Origin of the sequence: Clostridium estertheticum subsp. estertheticum, from assembly GCF_001877035.1 — a bacterium.
In the GTDB taxonomy this organism is placed as follows: domain Bacteria; phylum Bacillota; class Clostridia; order Clostridiales; family Clostridiaceae; genus Clostridium_AD; species Clostridium_AD estertheticum.
Genome location: NZ_CP015756.1, coordinates 3,051,017 through 3,077,992, shown reverse-complemented (window position 1 = coordinate 3,077,992; position 26,976 = coordinate 3,051,017). Strand labels below are relative to the sequence as shown.

28 protein-coding genes are annotated in these 26,976 nt (G+C 30.6%); 26 read left to right on the top strand and 2 right to left on the bottom strand.

What is annotated here, in order from left to right:
• Nucleotides 1-2: 2 nt before the first annotated feature.
• From A7L45_RS14285 to A7L45_RS14180, 22 genes are all read left to right on the top strand, one after another.
• Nucleotides 3-497: a hypothetical protein gene (locus A7L45_RS14285; RefSeq protein ID WP_170288032.1), complete on the top strand. Its 495-nt coding sequence runs from the start codon at nt 3-5 to the stop codon at nt 495-497.
• A gap of 41 nt (nt 498-538) precedes the next feature.
• Nucleotides 539-2,734 carry a stage V sporulation protein D gene (locus tag A7L45_RS14280; RefSeq protein WP_071613412.1) on the top strand — a complete coding sequence of 732 codons (2,196 nt, stop codon included), beginning with the start codon at nt 539-541 and terminating at the stop codon, nt 2,732-2,734.
• Nucleotides 2,735-2,989: 255 nt separating this feature from the next.
• Nucleotides 2,990-4,435 (top strand): UDP-N-acetylmuramoyl-L-alanyl-D-glutamate--2,6-diaminopimelate ligase, encoded by a 1,446-nt coding sequence (locus tag A7L45_RS14275; RefSeq protein WP_071613411.1) that lies wholly within the window; start codon nt 2,990-2,992, stop codon nt 4,433-4,435.
• The gene (locus A7L45_RS14270; RefSeq protein ID WP_071613410.1) at nt 4,436-5,848 is read left to right on the top strand and encodes a UDP-N-acetylmuramoyl-tripeptide--D-alanyl-D-alanine ligase; all 1,413 of its coding nucleotides are present in this window, start codon (nt 4,436-4,438) and stop codon (nt 5,846-5,848) included.
• The gene (gene mraY, locus A7L45_RS14265) at nt 5,845-6,798 is read left to right on the top strand and encodes a phospho-N-acetylmuramoyl-pentapeptide-transferase (protein WP_071613409.1); all 954 of its coding nucleotides are present in this window, start codon (nt 5,845-5,847) and stop codon (nt 6,796-6,798) included. Before A7L45_RS14270 ends, mraY begins: the two co-directional genes overlap by 4 nt.
• Before the next feature lie 20 nt (nt 6,799-6,818).
• Complete coding sequence (gene spoVE, locus A7L45_RS14260) at nt 6,819-7,925, top strand: stage V sporulation protein E (protein WP_071613408.1); 1,107 nt, start codon at nt 6,819-6,821, stop codon at nt 7,923-7,925.
• Nucleotides 7,926-8,255: 330 nt separating this feature from the next.
• Nucleotides 8,256-9,068: a cell division protein FtsQ/DivIB gene (locus A7L45_RS14255; protein ID WP_071613407.1), complete on the top strand. Its 813-nt coding sequence runs from the start codon at nt 8,256-8,258 to the stop codon at nt 9,066-9,068.
• A gap of 38 nt (nt 9,069-9,106) precedes the next feature.
• A complete protein-coding gene (locus A7L45_RS14250) occupies nt 9,107-9,838 on the top strand; it encodes a DUF881 domain-containing protein (RefSeq protein WP_071613406.1) in 732 nt (243 codons plus the stop codon).
• A gap of 10 nt (nt 9,839-9,848) precedes the next feature.
• Entirely contained in the window at nt 9,849-10,190 is a 342-nt protein-coding gene (locus A7L45_RS14245) for a small basic family protein (RefSeq protein ID WP_071613405.1), read from the top strand.
• Nucleotides 10,191-10,199: 9 nt separating this feature from the next.
• Nucleotides 10,200-10,910, top strand: a complete 711-nt coding sequence (locus A7L45_RS14240) for a DUF881 domain-containing protein (protein WP_071613404.1) — start codon at nt 10,200-10,202, stop codon at nt 10,908-10,910.
• Between the two features lie 115 nt (nt 10,911-11,025).
• Complete coding sequence (locus A7L45_RS14235) at nt 11,026-11,700, top strand: YggS family pyridoxal phosphate-dependent enzyme (RefSeq protein WP_071613403.1); 675 nt, start codon at nt 11,026-11,028, stop codon at nt 11,698-11,700.
• 1 nt (nt 11,701) lies between these two features.
• A complete protein-coding gene (locus A7L45_RS14230; protein WP_071613402.1) occupies nt 11,702-12,148 on the top strand; it encodes a cell division protein SepF in 447 nt (148 codons plus the stop codon).
• Nucleotides 12,149-12,226: 78 nt separating this feature from the next.
• On the top strand, nt 12,227-12,493 hold the full coding sequence (locus A7L45_RS14225; protein WP_224616923.1) for a YggT family protein: 267 nt from the start codon (nt 12,227-12,229) through the stop codon (nt 12,491-12,493).
• A 15-nt stretch (nt 12,494-12,508) separates the two neighbouring features.
• Nucleotides 12,509-13,282, top strand: coding sequence for a YlmH family RNA-binding protein (locus A7L45_RS14220; protein ID WP_071613401.1), 774 nt, complete (start codon nt 12,509-12,511; stop codon nt 13,280-13,282).
• A gap of 14 nt (nt 13,283-13,296) precedes the next feature.
• Nucleotides 13,297-13,911 carry a DivIVA domain-containing protein gene (locus tag A7L45_RS14215; RefSeq protein WP_071613400.1) on the top strand — a complete coding sequence of 205 codons (615 nt, stop codon included), beginning with the start codon at nt 13,297-13,299 and terminating at the stop codon, nt 13,909-13,911.
• Nucleotides 13,912-14,001: 90 nt separating this feature from the next.
• A complete protein-coding gene (locus A7L45_RS14210; RefSeq protein ID WP_071613399.1) occupies nt 14,002-14,694 on the top strand; it encodes a 5'-methylthioadenosine/adenosylhomocysteine nucleosidase in 693 nt (230 codons plus the stop codon).
• A 126-nt stretch (nt 14,695-14,820) separates the two neighbouring features.
• Nucleotides 14,821-15,417 carry a TraR/DksA C4-type zinc finger protein gene (locus tag A7L45_RS14205; protein ID WP_071613398.1) on the top strand — a complete coding sequence of 199 codons (597 nt, stop codon included), beginning with the start codon at nt 14,821-14,823 and terminating at the stop codon, nt 15,415-15,417.
• A gap of 106 nt (nt 15,418-15,523) precedes the next feature.
• Nucleotides 15,524-15,970 carry a signal peptidase II gene (gene lspA / locus A7L45_RS14200; RefSeq protein WP_071613397.1) on the top strand — a complete coding sequence of 149 codons (447 nt, stop codon included), beginning with the start codon at nt 15,524-15,526 and terminating at the stop codon, nt 15,968-15,970.
• Nucleotides 15,971-16,882 (top strand): RluA family pseudouridine synthase, encoded by a 912-nt coding sequence (locus A7L45_RS14195; protein WP_071613396.1) that lies wholly within the window; start codon nt 15,971-15,973, stop codon nt 16,880-16,882. It abuts the gene before it with no gap.
• A 214-nt stretch (nt 16,883-17,096) separates the two neighbouring features.
• Nucleotides 17,097-17,633, top strand: coding sequence for a bifunctional pyr operon transcriptional regulator/uracil phosphoribosyltransferase PyrR (pyrR, locus tag A7L45_RS14190; RefSeq protein WP_071613395.1), 537 nt, complete (start codon nt 17,097-17,099; stop codon nt 17,631-17,633).
• Nucleotides 17,634-17,712: 79 nt separating this feature from the next.
• The gene (gene uraA / locus A7L45_RS14185) at nt 17,713-18,996 is read left to right on the top strand and encodes a uracil permease (RefSeq protein WP_071613394.1); all 1,284 of its coding nucleotides are present in this window, start codon (nt 17,713-17,715) and stop codon (nt 18,994-18,996) included.
• 216 nt (nt 18,997-19,212) lie between these two features.
• Nucleotides 19,213-20,352 carry a THUMP domain-containing class I SAM-dependent RNA methyltransferase gene (locus A7L45_RS14180; RefSeq protein ID WP_071613393.1) on the top strand — a complete coding sequence of 380 codons (1,140 nt, stop codon included), beginning with the start codon at nt 19,213-19,215 and terminating at the stop codon, nt 20,350-20,352.
• 976 nt (nt 20,353-21,328) lie between these two features.
• Here A7L45_RS14180 and A7L45_RS14175 read toward each other — a convergent pair.
• Nucleotides 21,329-21,742 (bottom strand): Lrp/AsnC family transcriptional regulator, encoded by a 414-nt coding sequence (locus A7L45_RS14175; RefSeq protein ID WP_071613392.1) that lies wholly within the window; start codon nt 21,740-21,742, stop codon nt 21,329-21,331.
• A gap of 109 nt (nt 21,743-21,851) precedes the next feature.
• Here A7L45_RS14175 and A7L45_RS14170 point away from each other — a divergent pair, with 109 nt between their 5' ends.
• The 3 genes from A7L45_RS14170 (at nt 21,852) to A7L45_RS14160 (ending at nt 23,926) form a co-directional block, all read left to right on the top strand.
• Nucleotides 21,852-22,610 carry an MBL fold metallo-hydrolase gene (locus A7L45_RS14170; protein WP_071613391.1) on the top strand — a complete coding sequence of 253 codons (759 nt, stop codon included), beginning with the start codon at nt 21,852-21,854 and terminating at the stop codon, nt 22,608-22,610.
• A gap of 113 nt (nt 22,611-22,723) precedes the next feature.
• A complete protein-coding gene (locus A7L45_RS14165) occupies nt 22,724-23,257 on the top strand; it encodes a cysteine hydrolase family protein (protein WP_071613390.1) in 534 nt (177 codons plus the stop codon).
• A gap of 30 nt (nt 23,258-23,287) precedes the next feature.
• Nucleotides 23,288-23,926 (top strand): class I SAM-dependent methyltransferase, encoded by a 639-nt coding sequence (locus tag A7L45_RS14160; protein ID WP_224616926.1) that lies wholly within the window; start codon nt 23,288-23,290, stop codon nt 23,924-23,926.
• A gap of 157 nt (nt 23,927-24,083) precedes the next feature.
• Here A7L45_RS14160 and A7L45_RS14155 read toward each other — a convergent pair whose 3' ends face one another.
• Nucleotides 24,084-25,817, bottom strand: a complete 1,734-nt coding sequence (locus tag A7L45_RS14155; RefSeq protein ID WP_071613389.1) for an Rqc2 family fibronectin-binding protein — start codon at nt 25,815-25,817, stop codon at nt 24,084-24,086.
• A 214-nt stretch (nt 25,818-26,031) separates the two neighbouring features.
• Here A7L45_RS14155 and dapF point away from each other — a divergent pair, with 214 nt between their 5' ends.
• Nucleotides 26,032-26,853, top strand: coding sequence for a diaminopimelate epimerase (gene dapF / locus A7L45_RS14150; RefSeq protein ID WP_071614988.1), 822 nt, complete (start codon nt 26,032-26,034; stop codon nt 26,851-26,853).
• Nucleotides 26,854-26,976 lie beyond the last annotated feature (123 nt).

The window sequence follows — 26,976 nt, the reverse complement described above, 5'->3', positions numbered from 1 at the left end:
GGGTGAATAAAGTGATAGTAGCAAAAAAAGAGTTTGAAGTGTTTGGAAATACAGTTTTAGCACCACAAGAACAAATTACAAAACGAAAATATGAAGATTTAGAGAAGTCACAAAGGCAGGCTAGGCAAAGTAAAAGACAAAAGGATATTAAAAAGAAAAAAAGAGTTCTTTTTAATATTTTTATAGGGTTTGTTATTGGAATGGTTATTATTGCAAGGTACTGTATGATATATTCTTATCAACAAGCAAGTTCTAAAGCCAAAGCTCAGATAGACACAATAAGTAAACAAAATGATGCATATGAGGTAGATCTAATAAAGTTTAGAAATATAAGTTATATTGAGAAAACGGCTACGACAAAACTTCATATGGTTAAACCTAAAGTAAGCGATATACAATATTTTAATTTAAGCAAAAACAATTTAGAAGCAAATGATGATTCGAAAGTTAGAATAAGTAATAATGTAGTAAATAAAATAAAAGATTTTATGTTTTAGATAGTAAGGAATGCCCAGTTAAGTAGCAAGGGGGAAAGAAGTTGGCAAGAGGGGAGTATAGAGACAAGGTAATAGTTAAACGTAGAATGTTAATTGTCTTTTTCATACTTTTTATTTTGTTTTTTCTATTAATTAGTAGGTTAAGCTACGTAATGATAGTTAAAGGATATGATTACAAAGAAAAAGCAATTCTACAGTGGACAAGTGATGTTCGAATTTCACCAAAGAGGGGACGAATTCTAGATAGAAGTGGAAAGGAGCTAGCTATAAGTGCAAATGTTTTTAGAGTAGATTTAGATCTTAATGCGTTAAGAGAAACTACGACGAAAAATAACTTAACTATGAAAATTATTGCGCCAGAACTAGCTACAATACTTGGAATGGAATCTAGTGACGTTTTATCAACTTTGACTAAGACAAATTCAAAAGGCAAGGTTATTGGGTCAGCTACTTTGAAGAGAAGGATAGAAAAAGATACAGCTGATAAAATAAGTGATTATTCGAAAAAACATAATCTTCGTGGAATTGTGATTACTGGGGACACAAAAAGATTTTATCCCAATAATAATTTCTTATCAAGTGTCTTAGGACATACAAATTCTGATGGTAATGGATTAACAGGTGTTGAACTTTATTACAATAAGTTTCTATCAGGGGTACCTGGAATGAAAATTTCAGAAACCGATAGAAAAAGTGAGGAAGTGCCTTACACAATATCCGATTATACAAAACCAATAAATGGTAAAGATGTAGTGCTTACAATCGATGAGATGATTCAGTATTTTTGCGAAAAAGCTGCATCACAAGCTATGATTGATAATAAAGCAAAAGCAGTTAGCATAATTGCAATGAATCCTAAAAACGGCGAAATATTAGGAATGGTTAATAAACCAGACTATAATCCTAATGATCCTTGGGATCTTAGCAAAAGTTATGATCAAAATCAAAAGGTATGGAGAAATAGGGCTGTTAGTGATATCTTTGAACCTGGATCTATTTTTAAAGTATTTACAGCCACAGGTGCAATGCAGGAAAAGTTAGTTAAGGAAGATGATAAATTTAATTGTACTGGTAGCACTGTAGTTGCAGGGAGAAGAATTAAGTGTTGGAAAACTACAGGGCATGGAGCTGAAAACTTTGTGGATATATTAAAGAACTCATGTAATGTTGGATTTATGGAACTCGGTCGTAGGCTAGGACCTGAAAAATTAAATAAGTATATTCATTTGTTTGGATTTGGTCAAAAAACTAAGATTGATGTAAATGGGGAAGCTTCAGGAATAGTTAGAAAGACTAAGGATATGACTGCTCAAGATGTAGCGACAACATCATTTGGTCAAAGTAATGCTATATCTTGCATACAATATCTAACAGGATTTAATGCTATTGCAAATGGAGGAAAGCTTATAACTCCTCATATCATGAAAGAGATAGTTGATTATGGGGATACAAATACTAAAAAGGTTCTAGAGAAATATTCAAATTATAATGAGAGAAAGATAATTGAACCGTCAGTCGCAAAGCAGCTTAGGGGTTACCTTGAACAAGTTGTAGAAAGTGGTGGTGGTAAGAAGGCATTTATCGCGGGATATCATATTGCTGGAAAAACAGGAACTGCTCAAAAGATTAGTGAGACAGGTCCAGGATATGCATCACAAAAATATGTTTCATCATTTGCAGGGATGGCTCCGTCAAATGATCCTCAAATAACTATACTAATTAATATAGATGAACCAGACCCATCTAATTACTATGGTGGTCAGATTGCGACTGTTGTTGGAAAACAGGTATTTAATGATATTTTCAATTATTTATCATTAAAATCTGATGCTACTAGCGAGGAAATTGGCAAAAGTTTATTAAAAGATGTTATTGTACCTGAGGTAAGAGGTCTTAAAACAGCAGATGCGCAGAAGATAATAAAAGAAAACAATTTAAATATAAAATTAAGTTCAGATGGAGGTACTATTACTGATATGACACCAAAACCTGGTTGTACGGTTAAAGAGGGAACTGAGATTATCCTGCATACGGGCGTAGTTAAAGAAGATAGTAATACGGTTATGGTTCCAAGTATTATAGGTCGTAGCTCAGAAAGCGCTAGTGAACTACTGAGTAGTCTTGGACTAAAAGTTACATTTGCTGGGAACGGGATAGTGACAGAGCAAACGTTAGAAGGTAAAGTCGTAAAGAAAGGAACTACAATCACTGCAGATCTAGATATTATGGCTGATTAGCTTTTATCTTTAGTAATAGATGACTGACATTGTGAAATGTTATTAAATATAGTGTATAATTATAAATTAGTACGTGGCAAACAAAAACCGACAGTATTCAGCATTTGTGAACTGTCGGATTTGCCATGTTAGAGGGTAGAGTGATTTTTAATAAGATCAACTTTATTTGTATATTATTTGTAAAAGAGGTTAGTAATAAAAAGAATAATATATTTTGCTTTGAGGCAATATGTTATGAATTAAGGGAGCGATTGTATGAAGTTAAGAAAAATTATGGAGAATATTAATTTCAATTTAATAAAGGGTGATATTGATATAGATATAAAAAAAATTCAATATGATTCAAGAAAGGTAAAAAAAGGGGACGTGTTTTTCGCTATTGAAGGATATAATCTCGATGGTCATAAATATATTCAAAGCGCTATTAATAATGGCGCTGTTGCTGTTGTATGTCAGAAGGATATAGAAGATGGACTAGATATCGTTGTGATTAAAGTTGAGGACGCGAGAAGGACATTAGCTATAAGTGCGGCTAATTTTTATGAAAATCCAAGTCGTAGTATGAAAATGATAGGGATTACAGGAACTAACGGAAAAACAACATCAGCCTTTATGATTAAAGCAATACTCGAGCAGAGTGGATACAAAGTTGGACTAATAGGTACCATAGCAAATTTTATAGGAAAAAAGAAGATTCATACAGAGAGAACTACTCCAGAATCACTAGAATTACATGAGCTTTTCAAAGAAATGGTAGATTCTAATGTTGATTATTGTGTAATGGAGGTGTCATCACATTCTTTAAGTTTAGATAGAGTATATGGAATAGAGTTTTGCGAAAGCATTTTCACAAATTTAACTCAAGATCATTTGGATTTTCATAAAACTTTTGAAAATTATTTTAATGCTAAATTAAAATTGTTTAAGTTAAGCAAAACATCAGTAATTAATATTGACGATGAATACGGCGCTAAAGCCTATAATTCAATAAAAAATAGTAAATTAAGTTTTGCATTAAACCACACGGCAGATATTATGGCTAGCAATATAAAAATGCATTCAAGAGGAAGTAAATTTACTTTAAAGTATAAAGAAAGTTCTTTTGATATAGAATTAAACATACCAGGAAATTATAATGTATATAACGCTCTTGGGTGTATAACAGTTTGCTTAATTCAAGGAATAGAGATTACGGTAATTAAAAAAGCATTACAAAAAGTACAAGTACCTGGACGTTGTGAGCTTGTTGAAAATAATCATAATTTGGGATTTGAAATAATTTTGGATTATGCACATACACCTGATGGTTTAGAAAATATTTTGGAAACTGTAAGGGAATTCACAAAAGGTAAACTTATATCTGTTTACGGTTGCGGTGGAGATCGTGATAAAACCAAAAGACCTATAATGGGTAAAATAGGAACAAACTTAAGTGATTTCTCATTTATAACTTCTGATAATCCAAGAACTGAAGACCCGCTAGAAATAATAAAGGATGTAGTTCTCGGAATTGAAAAAAACAACTTTGAAATAATAGAGAATAGACGCGAGGCTATAAAACGAGCAATAGAGAGTGCAACAACTGGGGATATAATCGTTATTGCAGGAAAAGGTCATGAGGATTATCAAATACTTAAAGATAAAACTATACATTTTGACGAGAGAGAAGTCATTTCAGAGATACTTAAGGAGAAATTATAAATGGAGTATATTACTACAAATGAGATAATAGATGCAATTCATGGAGAGCTAGTTTTGCAAGGCGAGAAGACTAAACACAATAATATATGCATAGATACAAGAATTATAAAAGATGAAGATGTTTTTATAGCAATAAAAGGTGAGAATTTTAATGCTAATGATTATGCATTAGAGGCTAGTAAAAAAGGAGCTTCAATTTGTATAATTGATGATATGAAGTTTAAAAGGAGTGAGTTTAATAAAAAAACATCAGTTATTAAGGTAGAAGACACTAAAAAAGCACTTCTGATGCTTGCTAAATTTTACATAAATAAACTTAATATAAAGGTAGTAGGAATTACTGGTTCTACAGGTAAGACGTCTACAAAAGATTTGGTTGCGGCAGTGCTTAGTGCTAAGTTCAAAGTGTTTAAAACACTAGGTAATTTTAATAACGAAATAGGATTACCAATGATGATATTTAAGTTAGATAAAAGTTATGATGTTGCTGTTCTTGAAATGGGCATGAGTGACTTTAAAGAGATTCATAACTTATGTGAAGTTGCAAACCCTGATATTGCTATTATTACTAATATTGGAATGTCTCACATTGAAAATCTTAAAACTAGAGAAAATATTTTAAAAGCTAAAATGGAAATAACGGACTTTTTTAGTGAAAATGGTGTTCTAATTGTAAATTCAGATAATGATCTATTACAAGATATTACATCAAAATATAAACTTATAAAAACAGGAATTGACGCTAAGGCCGATTACAACGCATGCAATTTAAATATACTTGAAAATAAAATAAAATTTAACATAATAGATAAGGGGAATTTAATAGAAACTGGTATTGAGGTGAATATACCAGGACGACATAATATACTTAATTCGATGCTCGCTGTAGCTTGCGCAAGGGTAATGGATATGAGTTATAAAGAAATTGCGGTAGGTTTTAAAAAACTTGAAGTTACATCTATGCGCTTAAATATAATAAAAGGGAAAAGATTTACTATAATTAATGATTGTTATAATGCTAGTCCTGATTCAATGCTCGCTGCAATTGATGTCCTAGGAAATACTCGAGGCACAACAAAGATTGCAATTTTTGGCACTATGAGAGAATTAGGGGATAGTGCATATGATGCACATAAACAAGTTGGAGAATATGCTAAAAGTAAAAACATTGATTTGTTAATTACACTTGGCGAATTTAATGATGCATATAAAGAAGGATTTAATGATATAGATAAATATAGAAGCTTTGAAACCTATAACCAGGTAGTTTCATTTTTGGATGGAATTATAAAACAGGGTGATGTTGTTTTGGTTAAAGCTTCAAGATATATGAAGTTTGAGGGCATAGTCAATGAACTCGAGAACTTAAATTTTTGCGAAAATATTAATAATAAAGAGGTGATAAAAAAATGAATTTAATTATTTATTCTGTAATAATTGCATTTTTATTATCAATTATACAAGGACCACTTTTAATTCCACTCCTACATAAGCTTAAGTTTGGTCAGAATATAAGGGCAGAAGGACCTAAAAGTCATCTTAAAAAAGCTGGGACACCTACTATGGGTGGCATAATATTTATGGTTTCAACAATAATTACAATGTTATTAATTGTTAGACATACAAATGATGAAGCAATGATTGCATTATATTGTTTTATAGCTTTTGGATTAATAGGACTTATTGATGATTTCCTTAAGATAACACATAAAGAGAATGAAGGACTTAAATCTAAACAAAAGATGTTACTTATAGTAATAGTTGCAGGAGTAATTGGATATTACACCTCCATTAGGCTAGGAACAGATATAATGATACCATTTACCAATTGGAGTATAAATTTAGGAATTTGGTATGTACCTTGTATTATTATATATTTTGCGGCAACTACAAATGCAGTAAATTTAACTGATGGGTTAGATGGACTTGCAACTTCAGTTACAATAATAGTTATGACATTTTTTGCTTTGGTTAGCAATATGTTGTTTCATCCCTCTCTTGCAATATTTTGTGCAGCACTTGCGGGTGCATTATTAGGATTCCTAAAATACAATTTTTATAAAGCACAAATTTTTATGGGAGATATGGGTTCCTTAGCACTTGGAGGAGCAGTGGCAGGTGTTGGCATGATACTAAAATCACCGATCCTCGTTGCTATTGTAGGTGGTATATATGTTATGGAGACACTCTCAGTTATTATTCAAGTTTTTGTATTTAAGGCTACGGGTAAGAGAGTATTTAAAATGTCCCCCATTCATCATCATTTTGAATTAAGTGGATGGAATGAAACTAAAGTTGTTGCAGTATTCTCTATAACAACAGTAGTTTTCTGTTTAATTGGATTTCTATCATTTTCCTATTAGTGATGTAAGGAGGATATAATATGAAAAAACACAATTCTAAAATGGGACAAATAGATTTTATATTATTTGCAACAATAATGATTCTTGTGGCTATTGGAGTAGTTATGGTTTATAGTTCTAGTTCATATATTGCTGCTTTTAAATATAATGATCCAGAGTATTTTTTGAAAAAACAAATTATGTGGGCAATTGTTGGAAGTATTTTAATGGTTGTAGCAATTAAAATTGATTATCATATTTTAAAAAGATATACTGGCATTATGATGGTAATTACTATACTACTTTTACTTGTAGTTTTAGCTTTCCCAGCCATTAACGGTGCTAAGAGATGGATTCCATTAGGGTTCGCATCTATTCAGCCATCTGAAATTGCAAAATACACTGTAGTTTTGTTTATGGCTAAGAGTTTAGATAAAAAGGGAGAAAGAGTAAAAGAATTTTTAAAAGGAATGTGTCCATACTTATTAGTTTCAGGATTTTATGCAGGTCTAGTTTTGCTTGGATCAAACTTAAGTATAGCAGCTGTTATAATGATTGTTACGGTTATTATATTATTTGCAGCAGGTGCAAAATTTTTACACCTTTTTGCAATAGGTTCTACGCTTGTTGCAGCAGTTGGTGCTTTAACAATTTTTGAACCATATAGATTGGCTAGACTTATGAGTTTCAGAGACCCTTTTGCTGATAGTCAAGGTAAGGGATATCAATTAGTTCAGTCACTTCTTGCACTGGGGTCAGGCGGAATTACTGGCGCAGGCATTGGTCAGTCAAGGCAGAAATGTCTTTATATACCAGAGCCTCAAACGGATTTCATCTTTGCAATAATTGGTGAGGAACTAGGTCTAATAGGATGCACAGTTATAATGTTGTTGTTTGTAATTTTTATATGGAGAGGTATTAAAACAGCAGTTACTTGTAAAGATATGTACGGAACCATCCTTGGCATTGGGATTACATCAGTTATAGCAATACAAGCAGTAATTAATATTGCAGTAGTTACTGGGTCCATGCCAGTAACCGGTGTACCGCTTCCGTTTATAAGTTATGGTGGATCAGCTCTGGTTTTTAATATGATTGCAATGGGAATACTTTTAAATATTTCAAGGCAAACTGCAAATGAAAATTAGAAAAGGCATGCGTAGTAGCATTGCCTTTTCTAATTTTAAAATTACAATTAATGAGTATGAATTTAAATAAATAATAAGTCTAATGGCTTGTATATTTTGGCTATTATTTCTTCTAGTGTAGTTACAGAAAGTTAATATAATAAATTCTAAAAATAGGTTAAAATTCAGATGAAAATAGTTATGTTAAGTGTTATTATATATATGAGACTAGTTTTAAATAATATTGTGTAAACTAAATCTGGATCTATTTTACAATATACAAATTTTAATGTTGCATTTTAATGTATAAATTTGTAAATTTTAAATTCGTCAAGGAATGCGAGGAAGTGAATGAGAAAGAAAAGTAATAATCTTGATAAAGGGAATTACATTATAGAAAATAAAGAAAAATTATTACATAAAAGGAAAAAACGGAAAAAAATAAGGGGCTTAATTTTATTAGTTATAATTATGGTAACAACGCTTGTTACATTATGTATGAAATTGCCATATTTTAATATTAGAAATATTGAAATAATAGGAAATGTGAATGCATCTAAAACTGAAATTAATGATTTAGCTAAAACTCATTTAGGTAGTAATATATTATATGATAGTTTTAGTGATACTAATAAACAAATTATGGAGAATCCATACGTTCTAAGTGTAAAAGTTAAAAAAGCTTTTCCTAGCAAGATTATTATAGAAATTACTGAAAAAAGAGCGACGTTTTATGGAAAAGCAAATAATAATTTTTACATTATAGATAATAAAGGAAATCTACTTCAAAAAAAATCAGACATTAAAGGCATGAACTTAGTAAATCTAATTGGATTTAATTATGAAAATGCTCAAGTAGGTAGTTTAATTGGAGAGAAGAGTGATCGAAAAATTGATACTCTAGTTTCAATGGCTAGTATCATTGAGAATTATAGAAAAATTAGTAAATCAAATAAGATAATGGCACTGGATGTAAAAAATGTGTTAGATATTAAGATTTTATATGGAAATATGTATATTAAATTTGGAACAACACTAGATTTAAAAAATAAATTTAATAAGGCGATAAATATTATTACGCAACCTCAATATGAGAATGCAAAGGGGTATGTAGATGTAAGTTTTACAGGAAATCCAGCAATTTATGTAGAACACAAGAAGTAAGAAGATATCTCCCCCAGATAGTAGCAAGGAGGAAGTTTATGAAGAAGTTTATATCTCAAATATCTATTGGTATTATATGTGTATTATTAGGATTTATGATAACTTATCAATTTAAAATGATAAGCAAACAAAATTCAGCATCAACATCAGATACAGATACAAATAAAAATACACCTGAAATTATAACTGAAAATGAACAATTAAAAAAGAGTAAGGTAGAGATGCAGAAAAAAATTGATGATTTAGATGCTAAAACAAAAGAATATGAAACTGCTGCAGGGGGGAAAGACGCAGAAAGTGAACTGTTAAATAAAGAATTAGTTGAGACGAGAATACTCACTGGAGATACCGATGTAAAAGGTGAAGGGATGACAATTTATATAACTCCTAAAAGTAGTATTTTTGGAAGTAATTCTGATGATCAAAAAATAAATGATACAGATTTAGTTCATATAGTAAATGAATTAAATGCTGGAAATGCAGAAGCAATTTCTATCAATGGTATTAGATTAACCTCTCGTAGTGGTATAAGAAATGCTGGAAATGCGATTATTATAAATGATGAAAGAATTTCTTATAGTAAAAGAATAACTATTAAAGCAATTGGTAAAAGTGACATATTGGAAAGTACTATTAGTTTCCCAGGAGCAATTCCACAAACACTTAGCCAGACTTGTGATATAACAATGGAAAAATCAAATGAAATAGTAATTGCAAAATCAAATAGAGCATACAAATTTGATTTTGCGAAACCAATAGAAAAGAAGTAGAGGTGATTAAATGGTTGCTTTTGTAGGATTACTTATAGGTGTAATATTAGGAATTGTATGGAATGTTAATATTCCAGTTAAATTTTCTCCATATATTTCGGTAGCAATTTTTGCGTGTTTAGATTCTGTTTTTGGTGCATTAAGAGGTTCAATGTCTCATAATTTCCGTGCAGATATTTTTGTGTCAGGTTTTTTTGGGAATGCTGCGCTAGCTGTAGCAATGGTTTATTTAGGTGATAAATTAGGAATTCCAATTTATTTGGCCGCTATTATTGTATTCGGAGGTCGGATATTTGATAACTTTGCAATTATTAGACGACTTTTAATTGACAAAGCTAAATCCCACTCATGAGGTGATTAAATGAAAAATAATGAAGCTACCATATTTGTTTTTATTGCTTCAATAATCATAGGAATTCTTATATCAATGAATATTGGATTTAAAGGGAAAATTAATTTTTTAGATGTAAAACAGTATGATCAAGCCTATAATGAGAGAACTAAATTATATTCAGAATTAAACAATTTAAAAGAGCAATATCATAGTACAAGTGTAAAGCTTAAAAAGTATGATACTGGTGATGAAAAAACACTCCAGGTTTCAAAAGAAATTAAAAAAGAAGTTATTAATAATAATTTAATAATCGGGAATAGTGATGTTCAGGGTCAAGGGGTTATAATTAAACTAGAGGATGGCGCCGATAGTTTTGATAAGAATGTTACTATGAATCAGTTAATTCATGATTCTGATATTGTTCAAGTAATAAATGATCTTAGAAATGCAGGGGCAGAAGCAATATCAGTAAATGGAATAAGAGTTGTTTATGATAATTGGGGGATATGTTATGGTGCTAGTATTAAGTTAAATGGTGTTAATATAGTAACTCCATTTTATATTAGTGCTATTGGAAACAAGGATATAATGTATAATTATTTAACTTTAGAGCAAACTCATACATCATTACTCCAAAGAAGTGATGTTAAAATTAATATTGCCAAGTCAGATAATATAAAGATATTAGCATATAATGGTGACTTTATTTATAAGTACATGAGTTTAGTGAATAAATAATATTAAATATACGAATCTTAAAGGATTTTCATGTTTAATGAAGAATTAATACAGAAATGGGATAGGGTAATTAATAATTGTTTTGAGCCCTAAAAAACTAAGGAGGGACGGATAGTTGTCAATTGGTGAAGTTTATAATAAGATAAAGAATGAAATTCCAGAAAACGTAACACTAATATGCGTTTCTAAGACTAGGCAAATTAGTGAAATTAAAGAGGCTTATGATTCTGGGGCTAGGGATTTTGGAGAAAACAAAGTCCAAGAATTTCTTGAAAAATATGACAGCATAGGAAAAGACATTAGATGGCACTTCATAGGACATTTGCAGACAAATAAGGTGAAATATATAGTTGGAAAAGTTCATCTTATACATTCTTTAGATAGCATACATTTACTCAAAGAAATTGAAAAGCGTTATGGGGCAAAGAATGAAATAGCAAATGTTTTAATTCAAATAAATATTGGAAACGAAATTGCGAAGACAGGTGTTGCTCCAGAGGAAATGAATGATTTAATAAAGGCTTGCGAAGAATGTAATAATGTAAAAGTCAAAGGGCTTATGGCTACAATTCCAATTGGTGACGATGAAAGTTCTAGAAAATATTTTGCGAAGATGAAGGCTGTTTTTGATGATCTAAAGACTTATAAATACAAAAATGTTTCTATGGAGTTTTTATCTTTAGGGATGAGCAAAGATTTTCCAATTGCCTTAGAACAAGGAGCTAATATGATAAGACTAGGCACAAAAATATTTGGAAAAAGAGATTATAAAAAACTGGAGGCATTATAAAATGGCAAATAAAGTGATTAACAAAGTTATGGATTTTTTGGGTATGGCAGAGGAAGAAGAGGAGGAGGTTAAAGAAATAGATAATGAAGATGAAAATGTGGATATTGAATCATTGATGAGTGCAAACAAGAAACAAAGTAAAGTAGTGAATATTCATACATCAACATCTACAAAGGTAGTAATTATAAAACCAGATGATTTTGATGAAGCAACGGTGATTAGTGACAACTTAAAGGCTAGAAAGATAATTGTGATAAACACAACTGCGCTAGAACCAAAAACTGGTCAAAGATTATTAGATTTTGTTGGTGGAGTATGTTACGCTTTAGGCGGCGAACTTCAGCAGGTAGAAAAAGGGGTATATTTAATTTCTCCATCAAATATAGAAGTTAATAATGAATTGAAAAATGAACTAAGTTCAAAGGGAATTTTTAATTGGAATAAGTAAAAATGTGTATTAAAGAGATTTTTAGGACACAATAAAATATTGTTGTCTATATTTAGAAAATTCAGGAGGTTATAAAATTTGTATTTGTATAATGTAATTAATATGTTTTTTAAGGTGTTAGAGTATGCAATTCTTATTGAAGTAGTTTTGTCTTGGGTTTATGCTGGGCGGTCAAATCAATATACTGAAATTTTACATAAAATAACTAATCCTTTGCTAGAGCCTGGTAGAAAGATTCAAGATAGATATTTTGGTAATATGATGATAGATTTTTCTCCAATAATAGCGCTTGGTATTATAATGATTTTAAAACAAATAGTGTATGCTTTATTTACACTATTGTAATAAGGTTAAACACAAATGGATAAAAAACATTTTTTAAATAGTATAAATTGTGAAGATAAAAATTTAATTTCTAACATATTTAATAAAATACAAATAGCTGAAAAGACAAATAAAATCATATTTACTAATGATTTTTTACCTCCAGCTATATGGCATCAAATTCTGGCTATAAGTGAAGAGTATGAAATAAAACCATTTACAAATGGAATATTTAAAGATTCAGATAGGAGAATGTTATCATTTTCTTCTGGTGAGTCTCCTATAGAGTATCCTATAGTTTTACTTAAAATAAAAAACAAATCTAAATTTGCAAGGGTCGATCATAAGGATTATTTAGGTGCAATAATGTCACTAGGCATAAAAAGAGAAAAATTGGGTGATTTAATAATTCAAGATTCTGTATGTTATGCACCGGTTTGCAGTGATATTAGTGATTTCATAATTAATAATTTAAATACAATAAAGAATTGTCCTTGCGATGTCACTGAGTATGATTATGTATCACAGGATCTTCCAGAAAGAAAATTTGAGGAAAAAGTTATTATAACTACCTCATTTAGGTTAGATGGGTTAGTTTCAGCTGTATGTAATATTTCTAGAAATAGTTCAGTTGAACTAATATCTTCAGGCAAAATACTAGTTAATTATTTTAATTGTTTAAAGAAAGATAAAGTAATTGAAAACAATGATACATTAACAATTAGAGGATATGGAAAATTTAAGGTGGTAGAGACTGTAGGAAATACGCAAAAGGGCCGCTTGAAAGTTGTAATAAAGAAGTACATATAGGTAGGGGGGAAAGAATGAGAATAACATCTATGGATATTAACAATAAAGAATTTAAAAAGGTCATAAGAGGATACAGCTCAGAAGAGGTTGATGATTTTTTAGAAACAGTATCTGATGAATATGAAATGGCATATAAAGAAAATTCTACGCTTAAAGAGAAGATAAGTTTTTTAGAAGAGAAGTTAAATCATCATGTCAAGATAGAAGCAACAATTCAAAATACTTTAGTATTAGCTCAAAATGCAGCAGAACAAGCAAGGGTGTCTGCTCAAAAGGAAGCTGAATTGATTATTAAAAATGCAAACGACACTTCCCAAAGGATGCTAAATAAGGCTCATGATGATGTACTTAAAGTAAATGATGAATATGAAAAAGTTAAGCAGGAATTTGCAAAATTTAGGACTAAATTCAGAAGTTTCATGAATTGTCAACTTGAGATGTTTGAAGGACTCGAAAACGATTATCTTAAAAATTATAACATAGGAAATGTTACGCATGATGATAGAGTAGATGATGAAGCTGCTATTGATTCTGAATGTTCTAATTTAACACTCAAAAATATTGAGGAAAAAGATTTTCATGAAAACGGTGAAATGGAACAAATAAAAAGTTTTTTTGCTAAAGGGTAAAATCATAAAAAATCTCACTCATTGGGTGAGATTTTTTATGTAACAAACATGTAATGTATAAATTAGGATAAAACAAGGAGGAATATAAAAATGAATATAGGTATTATTGGAGCAATGGAGGAAGAGGTTCAATTTTTAATTAGGGATATGGAGTTTAAGCGGAAAGAAGTGAAGGCTAAAATGGAATTTAGTCTTGGAAGTTTACATAATAAAAATGTTGTTGTAGTGACTAGTGGTATAGGTAAAGTTAATGCAGCAATTTGTGCTCAAATATTAATTGATGATTTTAATGTTGATTACATTATAAATGTTGGTATTGCAGGCGGAACAGTCGATAACATATATCCAGGAGACATTGTGATTGCAAATAATTTAGTACAACATGATATAGATACAACTATATTTGGTGATAAGATAGGACAAATTCCAAGGTTAGACACCTTTGAGTTTAAATGTGATGTTTCTTTAATCAAATTTGCAGAGGAATCATGTAAAAATATAAAAGGGCATAATCATTTTACCGGAAGAATCGTGTCAGGTGACCAATTTATTGCAAATATTGATAAGATAAAGTGGTTAAATTCTGAATTTGAATGTTTGGCATGTGAAATGGAAGGGGCAAGCATTGCTCAGGTATGTTATTTAAATGAAACCCCATTTATTGTTATTAGATCTATATCCGACAATGCAAGTAATGGGGCTCAAATGGAATATGAAAAATTCAAAGATATTGCAGTTGAAAATTCTACAAATATTTTAAATAATATGCTGAAACTAATTTAGAAATCAATCCTTATAAAAATATTATTAAATAAATGTAATAAAATTCTTTCCATGAGAAAACATAACCATATAGAAGTTTTAAATTTTTAATATTACTACTATATTAAAACTAGAGGAGTTGTTATTATGGAAAAGAATAAAATACAATATTTTAAAAACAAATTGATAAATGAACAGTCACGGGTACTTGATCTTATTAAATTAATGCGACAGAATGGGGTTATAGATTCTAATAGTGAAATGGCAACTGAATTGTCGTTTTATGACAATCATCCATCTGATGTTGCCACTGAATTGTTTGATAAGGAAAAGGGAATTGCGTTAAAAGGAAATGAGATATCGGTATTAAATAAAATTGAAGATGCTTTAAAGAGCATTGATGACCATACTTATGGAAAATGTAGAAGTTGTGGAGTTGATATTGACCCAGAAAGATTAGAATTTATACCATATGCTACTAATTGTGTGTCATGTGAAAAATCTAGTGACAATAAGAAACCAGCAGAGCAAAACAATAGATGTGTTGAGGAAGATATACTTGGATCATTTTTTAAATATAGTAATAAAGGTGATGTAGGTGTTGATCAAGAAGATACTTATCAAGACGTAGAACGTTTTAATAATAAATTAGATGATATAATCGAATTTGATGATGAAGATGGTTATGTTGAACCTATAGAGAAAATAAGTAATCAACAATATAAAAGTCAGCTACCAGATTAACAGTATATCTAATTAGAAAAAATAAAAGAGTATATATTGCTTATAATTTTAAAATAATAAATTTAGAGTAATATATGCTTTCTTTTGTATTATTAGGGGGAAGGGTATGGAAGTTTTAATTATTTTTTTAGGCCTGGCGTTGGACAGATTAACTAAGGTTTGGGCACTCACTGCATTGAAAGATAATAATGGAGTTATATTAATTAAAGATTTCTTTAAATTGGAATATTTAGAGAATAGGGGAGCTGCTTTTGGAATACTTCAGAACAAATTAATATTGCTTGCATTAGTTACATTACTTGTTATATCGGGCATGATATATTATATTATTAAGTATAAGCCAAAATCAAAATTTCTTAGAATAAGTTTTGCGCTCATTATAAGTGGAGCACTTGGAAATTTATATGATAGAATATTTTATAAGTATGTAGTAGATTTTATTTTAATTCATTATAAAGAGGTTTACTCTTTTCCAACATTTAACGTAGCAGATACGTTAGTTGTTGTGGGAACATTGGTTTTGGCAATTTCAATAGTAAAGGAAGAGGTATAGATGGAAAATTATGATTTTAAAGTTGAAGAAAACTCGGTTGGTATGAGGCTTGATGTATTTATTGCTAATGAATTTGAGGATAAATCAAGGTCATACATTCAAGGGATAATTGAAAAGGAAAATGCTACTGTGAACGGAAAATGTCGAAAAAGTAATTTTAAATTGAAATTAAACGACACAATTGATTTGTCTATTCCGGATCCTGTTGAGTTAAATGTAAAGGCAGAAGACATACCTTTGGACGTTATATATGAAGATAGTGACGTAATTGTGATTAATAAACCTCAGGACATGGTGGTTCACCCAGCACCAGGAAATTATTCGGGTACATTGGTTAATGCACTCTTAAATCATTGTACAGACCTATCAGGTATAAATGGTGTTCTTAGACCAGGCATAGTGCATAGAATCGATAAGGACACATCTGGGGCTTTAGTAGTAGCTAAAAATGATAATGCACATAACTCTCTTGCAGCGCAGCTTAAAGATCATTCAATGACAAGAAGTTATTTAGCACTTGTAGAAGGTCTTATTAAAGATGATGAAGGCATGGTTGATGCACCTATCGGAAGACATTCAAAAGATAGGATAAAAATGGCGATAGTTGAGAGTGGTAAAAAAGCGGTAACTCATTATAAAGTAATTGAGAGATTTGAGGGTTATACATTAGTAGAATGTAATTTAGAAACAGGACGAACTCATCAAATAAGAGTACATATGGCAAAGATAGGACATCCTTTAGTTGGTGACTTGATATATGGGTTCAAGAAGCAGAAATTTAATTTAAAAGGGCAGGTTCTGCATGCAAAAAGGCTTGGATTTATACATCCAACTACTAATAAATACATGGAATTTGATTCGCCAATCCCAGCTTATTTTGAAAAATTAATAACTAAGTTAAGAAATAGTTGAAATAGTATATGACATGTGATACTATATTGAAGGTGCAATATCACATATTATGTGTATTGTTTTTAATATAATATTTATACCTTTAAATGTTCCAGAGAGAGCATAAGGATAAAGATAGTACTACTATTATACAAGTATAGTATGCCTTTACCTTTTGGTAAGGGTTTTTTTATATTAATTCCGTATAAATATATATTTGATAGGGGGCTAAATTATGGAATTTAAGTCAGTGTTATTAGATGAAAAAGCTATAAATCGAACATTAACAAGAGTTGCACATGAGATTACTGAAAAAAACAAGGGTACAGAAAACATTATACTAGTGGGAATAAAGAGGCGTGGAGTACCAATTGCACAAAGAATTGCTTTTTTAATAGAACAGTTTGAGGGAGTTAAAGTTCCAGTAAGTTCTGTTGACATTACATTATATAGAGATGATCTTACCACTTTAGATGACCAGCCAGTATTAAATAATGTGAATTTGGGCATAGATGTAAGAGGTAAGAAAGTAATTTTAGTAGACGATGTACTTTATACTGGAAGGACTGCTAGAGCTGCAATAGATGCCATAATAGATAATGGTAGACCTCAAATGATACAATTAGCTGTTTTAGTAGACCGAGGGCATAGGGAACTGCCTATAAGAGCAGATTATGTAGGTAAAAACATACCTACTTCGAGTAAAGAGATGATTTCCGTTGAACTTTTAGAAACTGATGAAAATGATTCAGTGAGTATATACGAACTGTAGCTTAAATAAACAAATGGCACCTTAGGTGGTGACTTATCTTTTAATATAGTCCAGCGAGACTAAAAGGAGGAACTAACTAATGAAAAATTTTATAGATGTTGATGAAAAATTACCCATTTTAAAGACTCTCCCATTAAGTTTCCAGCACTTATTTGCTATGGTGGGGGCAACGATACTTGTACCAATGCTTACAGGTCTTAGTCCCTCAATTGCGCTATTTTGTAGTGGTGTGGGAACGCTATTATATATATTATGTACAAAAGCTAGGCTTCCGGCATATGTAGGTTCATCATTTGCTTTTATAGGACCTATGAGTGTCGCTACAAAGGCATATGGGCAAAGTTCAATGCTATCTGGAATTATTGCTGCAGGGCTTGTATATGTAATTGTAGCTTTAATTATTAAACTTGTAGGCATTAAATGGTTAGATAGAATGTTACCACCAGTTGTTGTAGCTTCTGTTGTAATTGTAATAGGCCTAAGCCTGGCAAGTGGTGCAATAAATTGGTCTGGTTTAAATTCAACATTTACAGATCCTGGACTTAAAGGCGTAGCTAGAGCCACATGGATATTTATATCAATGACAACTTTAGGTGTAGCAATAGTTGGTACTATGTATTTCAAGGGCTTTTTCGGAGTAGTACCTATTTTAATTGCAATGGTAGTTGGATATATATTGTCAATATTGTTTGGGGTAATTCCCCATGAAGTTCTAAAGGAGATATCAACAGCAAAATTTATTAGACTGCCAAGTTTTGTTTTGCCGACATTTAACATAAATGCCATTATGCTTATGGCTCCAATAGCTTTCGTAACACTTGCTGAACACATTGGACATGTGTATGTTACAAGTAATGTTTGCGGTCGAGATTTCACAAAAGATCCAGGACTTCATAGATCAATACTTGGAGATGGTATTGCTACAATGTTTGCAGGCTTTGTTGGAGGCCCTCCTAATACGACTTACGGTGAGAACATAGGAGTTATGGCAATCACAAAGGTTTATAGTGTTTGGGTAATTGGTGGAGCTGCAATTATTGCAATTGTATTATCATTTATAGGACCTGTGTCAGTAGTTATAGGAAATATCCCATTACCTGTAATTGGTGGAGTAAGTGTAATGTTATTTGGAATAATTGCATCATCTGGTTTTAGAATTTTTGTTGAGGATAAAGTTGACTTTAGTAAAAAGAGAAATCTTATTATCTCTTCAGTGATAATAGTTTTAGGAGTAGGCGGAGGTGGCATTAATTTCCACTTTGCAGGTGCCGAGGTGCAAATTGCAGGGGTTGCACTTGCAACTTTAGTGGGTATAGTATTAAATTTAGTTTTACCTCAAACAAGCAAGTCAGGGGAGAATTAATAAAGTCTTAAAAAATCATAATATGTAGTGTCAGACTAGTTCTGGCACTTTTGTTTTTCAAAAGGACGGCTAATTTTAAAATTATAGACAATAATGGCAAATAGAGATATTATTATATGAGTGATACAATTAAAAGGGATTTTCAAATGAATAAAAAGTTAGTATACTATTTATTTAAATATTCCTAAGGAAAAGAAGAAATGGGAGAGATAATATATGACATATACTTTAATAGCCACTACAACCTTTGGGTTAGAAGCAGTTACAGCTAAAGAACTAAAGGCACTAGGGTACGAGGATTTAATAGTTGAAAATGGAAGAGTCATGTTTGAAGGAGATGAAATGGATATTGCTATATGCAATATTTGGTTAAGAACTGCAGAAAGACTTTTTATAAAAATGGCTGAATTTAATGCATTGTCTTTTGAGGAATTATTTCAAGGTACAAAAGCTGTTGAATGGGGTAATTTAATACCAGAAGAAGGGAAAATGCATATTGTAGGTAAATCTGTAAAATCACAACTACATAGTGTTCCAGATTGTCAAAGTATAGTAAAAAAGGCAGTAGTAGAATCTATGAAGAAAAAATATGATAAAGAATGGTTTACAGAAGAGGGACCTGTCTATAAGATCGAGGTTTCAGTTTTAAGAGATGTTGTAACTTTATCAATAGATACTTCAGGTGTGGGATTACATAAGAGAGGGTATAGAGAATATGCTGGTGAGGCACCACTCAAGGAGACATTAGCTGCTGCACTTGTTTTAATAAGCAAATGGGATAGTACGAGAGTACTCGCTGATCCACTTTGTGGTTCAGGAACCATCGCAATAGAAGCGGCGCTTATAGCAAAAAATATGGCACCAGGGGTAAATAGAGAATTTGTATCTGAGACTTGGCCAAGTATGGATAAGGACGTTTGGGAGCAAGTACGCGTAGGTGCAAAACGAACTATAAATCCTAATCCAGTTGAAATACTAGCGTCAGATATAGATGGAAGATTAATTAAGACAGCAATAGATAATGCAGAAAAAGCTGGTGTTAAGGAATATATAAAATTTCAGAAAATACCAATGCAAGAGTTTGCTTCAAGGCAAAAGTATGGAGTTATAATAACAAATCCACCATACGGAGAAAGATTGGGCGAGATTGAGGAAGTAAAGAGACTTCATATTGATCTTGGTGTTATGTATTCAAGCTTAAATGAATGGTCTTGTTTTGTTATAACAGCTAATCGTGATTTTCAAAAAGATTTTGGAAAGAAAGCAGATAAAAATAGAAAATTATATAATGGAAGATTGTTATGTTACTATTACCAATATATAAAAGAAATACCTAGGAAAAAGAAGGAAGACTAGAAAACTATAGACTTTCTCCTATGTGACTTGAAATAAGAGCTTGAAATGTGAAATTCAATTAAGAAATTCTAGTGTTTTGTAAATGGAAAATTCTCTGGCGCTAACACTCGACGTCCTGTCTCGGGTTCGCTAGCCTGACTTCCTGTCAGGCTCACGAGAATTTTTCAATTACAAAACAAGAATTTCTAAATTGAATTTCAATTCTTTCTGCTCTTCTTATTTCAAGTCACTTCCGCAGAAAGTCATAATATTAGTATGTGCTGCGGAAGGTCAAGGGATAAGGAGTCGCTAAAGGATTTTGTGAATTTTCAATAAAGATAAAGTGAATTCGGAAACTAATCGCTAATTTAACAAGGCTAAAGAAAAAGTGTTTTAAACCGTAGGTTCATTAGAATTGCTCATTTGTTGGTATTTAAAATGTAAATAATAAAAATGAGCATAGCAAAGCTAACTCATAGAATGTATTTATATGGAAAAACGGTGGTAGTTATTTAAAGTAAGCCAATTGTAAAGCTAATTTTTCTAAAATAGATATAAAGTTAAACTTTGAAAGTTTAATCCCGTAGGGCTTTTCACCAGTATTAATACAAGTGCCATAACCTAATGACTACATACATCAGGTATATTAGTGGGTGAAACGCCTACGGCATAAGATGAAATGTGGGAAGCTTTGAGAAATTCTATCACTTTGAAATGCTGTTAAAATGGAGTTCAGACATTAAAATAAAAGAACAAAATATCTCAGGTTGTTGATTTGAAGGTTTGCCAGTAGTAGAAAAACGTGGTTTAAGTAGTGCTTTAAGTATATCTAAATCCAGGATATATATACGGGGGCATTAAGGGTTTCCGAATTCACTAAGATAAGACAAGGGAGTTATGTTTAATACATTCCCTTGTCTTATCTTTTGGTTTATATTTCGTTGAAATAATTAGAAATATAATTATATATCTTGATAAAAGTAAGGCGCTTATATTTCTATTTTATATTTTGTATTGATAAGTTTAATTTATAATTTCCATATTTTAAAATTTCATCTAAGAAGTCTACAATTTCAGCTTGAGTAGAGGCTGTTAATTTTAGTATATAGCAGCCATCTCCGCTTATTCTGTGAGCCTCGGTTACTAATGAATTATTATTTATGTATTTTTTAAATGATAAATGGTCAGTCGTTTTCATAAAAACAGTTATAAAAGCGGTTAGATTTTTACCGAGTATTTCGGGATTTATATTTACAGTATAATTTTTAATTACACCTGATTTTTCCATTTTGCTTATTCTGTTTTTAACTGCTTGTCCAGTTAAATGAACTTCTTCACCAATTTCTTGCCACTGCATTCGTGAATTTTTTGTAAGAAGACTTAAAATTTGAGTATCTGTTTGGTCAAGCATAATTACACAAATCCTTTCATGATGGGGTCATTTTGACTCTTATGATTTATCTAATCAAGTAATATCTAATATATAATAAGTATATCATAAAGAATTGGAGGGATATACATTGAAAATTCAATTAATTCGTCATGCCACCTTAATAGTATCAGTAAATAATAAAAGAATACTTGTAGACCCTGTATTAAGTGAAGCAGGGTCTATGGTTCCTATTGAAAATGTGCCAAATCAAAACTACAATCCATTAGTTGCATTGCCTATAGATATTGATAACATTACTAATTGTGACGCTATAATTGTTACACATACTCATAGAGATCACTTCGACGAGGCAGCAGCAAAATTACTTTCTAAAAACATCCCTGTGTTTTGTCAACCTGAGGATGAAATAAAATTACAATCCTATGGGTTTATTGATGTGCATCCTATTAATACCACTTTTATTTGGAATGATATTGTTTTTAATCGTACAAATGGAAAGCATGGACATGATGAACTTGCTATAAAAATGGCACCAGTATCAGGGTTTGTTATGACCCAATGTGGGGAACCTACTGTTTATATAGCAGGAGATACAGTCTGGTGTAAAGAAGTTGAAGATACAATAGATAAATTCAAGCCTGATATTGTTGTTTGTAATTGTGGTGGTGCACAATTTGATCATGGAGAGCCTATTACCATGACAACACAAGATATAAATGAATTATGTCTTAGATATTCAAATCTAAAGGTTGTTGCTGTACATATGGAAGCATGGAACCATTGCAGACTATCAAGAAAAGATTTAATTAATTATATTAATATCAATAATATTAATACTAATGTTCTTATACCTCAAAACGGACAAGAATTAAGTTTTGTATTTTAAATAATATTTTAAAGGATTATAGAGATATCTGTAGAATAACTATTCAAATATGTTATGTATCACTGGTGTTTTATAACAGGCTTAAAATTAAAGTTACAGGGGGAAATAGGAAAATGGAAAAAATAGCACTATTAGTTATAGATTTTCAAAATGCATTAGTATTAGCAAAACCTTTTGCAGTGGAAGAGGTTATAACTAATATAAAAAAATTAGTTATAACATGTAGAGAAGGCAACGTAGAGGTGATTTATATTCAACATAATGATAAAGTCGGGGATGAATTAGAGCCTAATTCAGAAGGATGGAAGATATACGGGGAAGTAAGTCCAAATATAAATGAAAAAGTAATAACTAAAAATTATAATTCTGCTTTTAAGGAGACCATTTTAAAAAAGTATTTAGATGATAAGGGAGTAAAACAATTAATTATTACAGGTATGCAGACGGAATATTGCTTCGATGCTACTTGTAAAGTTGCATTTGAATATGGGTTTAAGGTAATTATTCCAGAGAAAACAAATACAACATTTGATAATGGAAATATATTAGCAAAGGATTTATATGAGCATTATAACTACAATATATTTAATGGTAGATTTGCTATTGTAGAAAGCATGGGGAATACAATGGAGAGATTAATAAAGTAATATATATTTAAAATTGGAGGTATAATCAGTTTGGAATTTAATAATAGGGCAACGAAATTTCAAGGAATGGTTAGAGATCAATCAAATGATGAATTAGGGTTATTTGAAAAGTATGATGAGATTTTATTTGACGTAAGAAGTAGGATAATTAAATATAAGGCTGTAAGTGTGATTGACATAGGCTGTGGAACAGGTAATCTATGCGGTGAATTAAGTGAAAGAATGGATATAACCGGAATTGACCAAAGCATGGAAATGATATTATTTGCTGAAAATAAATATAAGAAGATGAAATTTAAATTAGGGGGTTTTCTAGATGAGCCTTTTAGAAAAAACGATGTAGATATTGTTGTAACAACATATGCTTTCCATAGCCTAAATGATAATGAAAAGAAAGAAGCAATTAAGTACATGTTAGGATTTTTAAAAAATGATGGTAAAATTATTATTGTTGATTTTATGTTTGCCGATGATAATGAAAGAAAAAAATGCATAAAGAACCTATATAGTAAAGGTAGAGAAGATTTATCGAGTGTAATTGAAAATAAACACTATACTAATATAGTAGAATTAGAAAAATATATTAGAGTTTTAGGTTGCATAATTCATAGTGAGCATATCGTGAATTTTACATGGATAGTTGAAGTTGAAAATAAGGGTTTATTTTAAAATTATCGACTTTATAAGACAAATAGTCTCTTCAAATCTTTCTTATATATCATAGTAAGAAAACCCATATCATTATATTTGATATAGGTTTTAATATATTAGTTACTACATACGCAGCCTGTCGGCTAAAAGATTTTTTTGTGGTAATTATTGGAGTCTATTCTATTCTTTCTAGAGTACTTTCAACAGGAGTTACATATATGGTTTTATTTGTTGTGTAAATAACCATTCCAGGTTTTGCTCCTGAAGGTTTCTTTACATTTCTAACTTGCGTATAATCCACCGGAACACTAGAAGAATTTTGGGACTTACTATAAAATGCTGATAAGTTCACAGCTTCAAGTAAAGTATTTGCTGGGATATCACCAATGTTTTTAATAATAACATGAGAACCTGGTATATCCTTTGTGTGGAGCCACATATCATTTTTATTGGCAAACTTTAATGTTAAAAGATCATTTTGAATATTATTTCTACCAACATAAATATCAATTCCATCACTTGATATGAAGTGTCTTGGTTTGGTTGGTTTTACTTTTTTAGTTTTACCGTGTTTTTTTATTTTAATATACTCGGTTTCTATTAGTTCATTTTTAATATCTTCTATTCCACTATAGTTATCTACATTTAATATATTAGTAAGCACGGAATGAAGATATTTTAATTCATTTTGGGTAAGATCCATTTGAATTAAGGCCATTTCCTCGCCTATTTTAAATTTATTATATTTTTTGTAATAGTATTGGACATTTTGTGATGGAGTTTTATGTTCATCTAGTTTGATTTTAATATATTCACCATTATCGCTGTAATAGTTCACAAGATTTGCAAATTTATCGCCCTTTTTAAGTGAGTATATATTTGCAGTTAGGAGTTCGCCGTGTAATTTATAAGTACCTTTAGTGGAACAATCTTTCAAAGTTGCGTTAAGTATTCTCATTTTCTTGTCACAACGGCTAATGTTGGTATTAATTATTTTTTGAAGGTTAGAACTTTTAGAGTTTAACCTATCATGTTTATCTTTACGGAAATAAAAAGTCTCTATAAGGTTAGAGGGTGAATCATATTGTTCTATTTCACAATCTTTTAATGAGGTAAGCTCAACGGAGTGAAAATCTTTAAGGACACCTTTTTTAGCATAGGCTGCTAAAAATTTATTTTCATGCATGTTTTTAAAAAGTTCTGTTGTGAAATCATATATATTTTTAGCGTTTTCTAAGTTAAAATCTGCATTTTTATTAAGGTATCTATACACAAGTTCGGAGGAAAGGTTTGAGCTTACGCCTGTGAAAGTACCTGTGAAAAATTTCTCGGTAAATTGTATATCTTTTGTAGTTATATACTTATAGAATTCATCATATTCAAAATTAAAAGCATCTAATTTTGTGGAAACTGGTGGATAGATGTATTCAACGCCGGTATATAAAACACGGAAACTGTTGACATCTGCGCCAACATGTTTAATGCTATCCATAATTATATTATCTCGCGTACGAACGAGGCTGATGTTACTATGTCTACCCATTATTTCAATTATTAATGAATACATACTATCAAAGCCTAATTCATCACTGCTTTTAAAGTCAATAACTAGTAACCTATCCGAATTTAGTTGTCTAACATCTAAGACAGTGGCTGTATTTAAATATTTTCTTAGAACCATGCAAAATATAGGGGCTTGTTTTGGGTTCTCTAGGTTAAAGTCTGTAAAGTGAATTCTAGGATAATTGGCTCCTGAACTTATTAGCAACTTATGTATTTTTCTGTTTTTCTTGAAACTTAGTATGATTTGATCTTTCTCTGGTTGGTTTACTTTATCAACTCTACAATCTATGATTACATCTTTTATTTCCTCAATGAGGCTAGATAAAAAAATTCCATCCAATGCCATATATATATCATCCTTTCAGTTTGTTTTATCATTATAAATTTTATTTTTACTTTGTAAATAATACATTATATTATATACTATTATATATAATATATTATCTTTTAGGTAAGCTTTATGTATTCAGCGTAGTATGAGATATATTACTAATAATAGTATACCATTAAAGAAAATTAATGAAAAGTCACGGTATACGAGGAGGAGTTATATGGAAATTATAAATTTTACTAAAATGCAGGGAACAGGAAATGATTTTATTGTTATTGAAGATTTAGAGGAAAAATATAATGATCTAGGGGTACTTTCTAAAAAGCTTTGTGATAGGCATTATGGAATAGGTGCTGATGGAATTTTAGTGGTTAGAAAAAGTACTATAGCGGATATTCAGATGATAATTATTAATGCTGATGGTTCTTATGCTTCTATGTGTGGAAACGGTATTAGGTGCTTCGCTAAATATATATTTGAGAAAAAATACGTATTAAGTGAGAACATAAAAATTGAGACCGGTGATGGAGTAAAGCTTGCAAGTATTTGTGTTTGCGATGGAGAGTTCAAAGGTGTTACTATAAATATGGGGAAATATAATTTTAATCCTATAAGCATTCCAGCTTTATCATCTAGCGAAATAATAAATAAGAAGTTAGACACTAATAATAAGGACTATTATATTACATCATTACTTATGGGGGTTCCACATACTATTGTTTTCGGAAAACTTGAAGATTATGAAGTTTGCGAGGGGAAAGTTATTGAGAATAACAGTCTATTTCCGCAGAAAACAAATGTAAATTTTTGTGAAATAGTGGACAAAAACAGGATAAGAGTTAAGACTTGGGAAAGGGGTGCAGGACCGACGCTTGCGTGTGGTACTGGTAGTTGTGCGGCAGTGGTAGCAGCCAATAGATTAGGATATACAGAGGGGAAAGTCGAAGTGCAAGTTCCGGGTGGAATACTTAATATAGAAATTATTAAAGGTGAGGTTTTAATGGAAGGCCCCGCAGAAACTGTTTTTAAAGGACAATTTTTAACGACATAACTTATACGCAACTGTCTATGTAATAATAGTACAGTTGTTTTTTTATGGAAATTATTTCTGAAGAAGTGAATAAAATTCCTAAAATTGACAATGATTACAAATAGAATAGCATTTATAAATTTT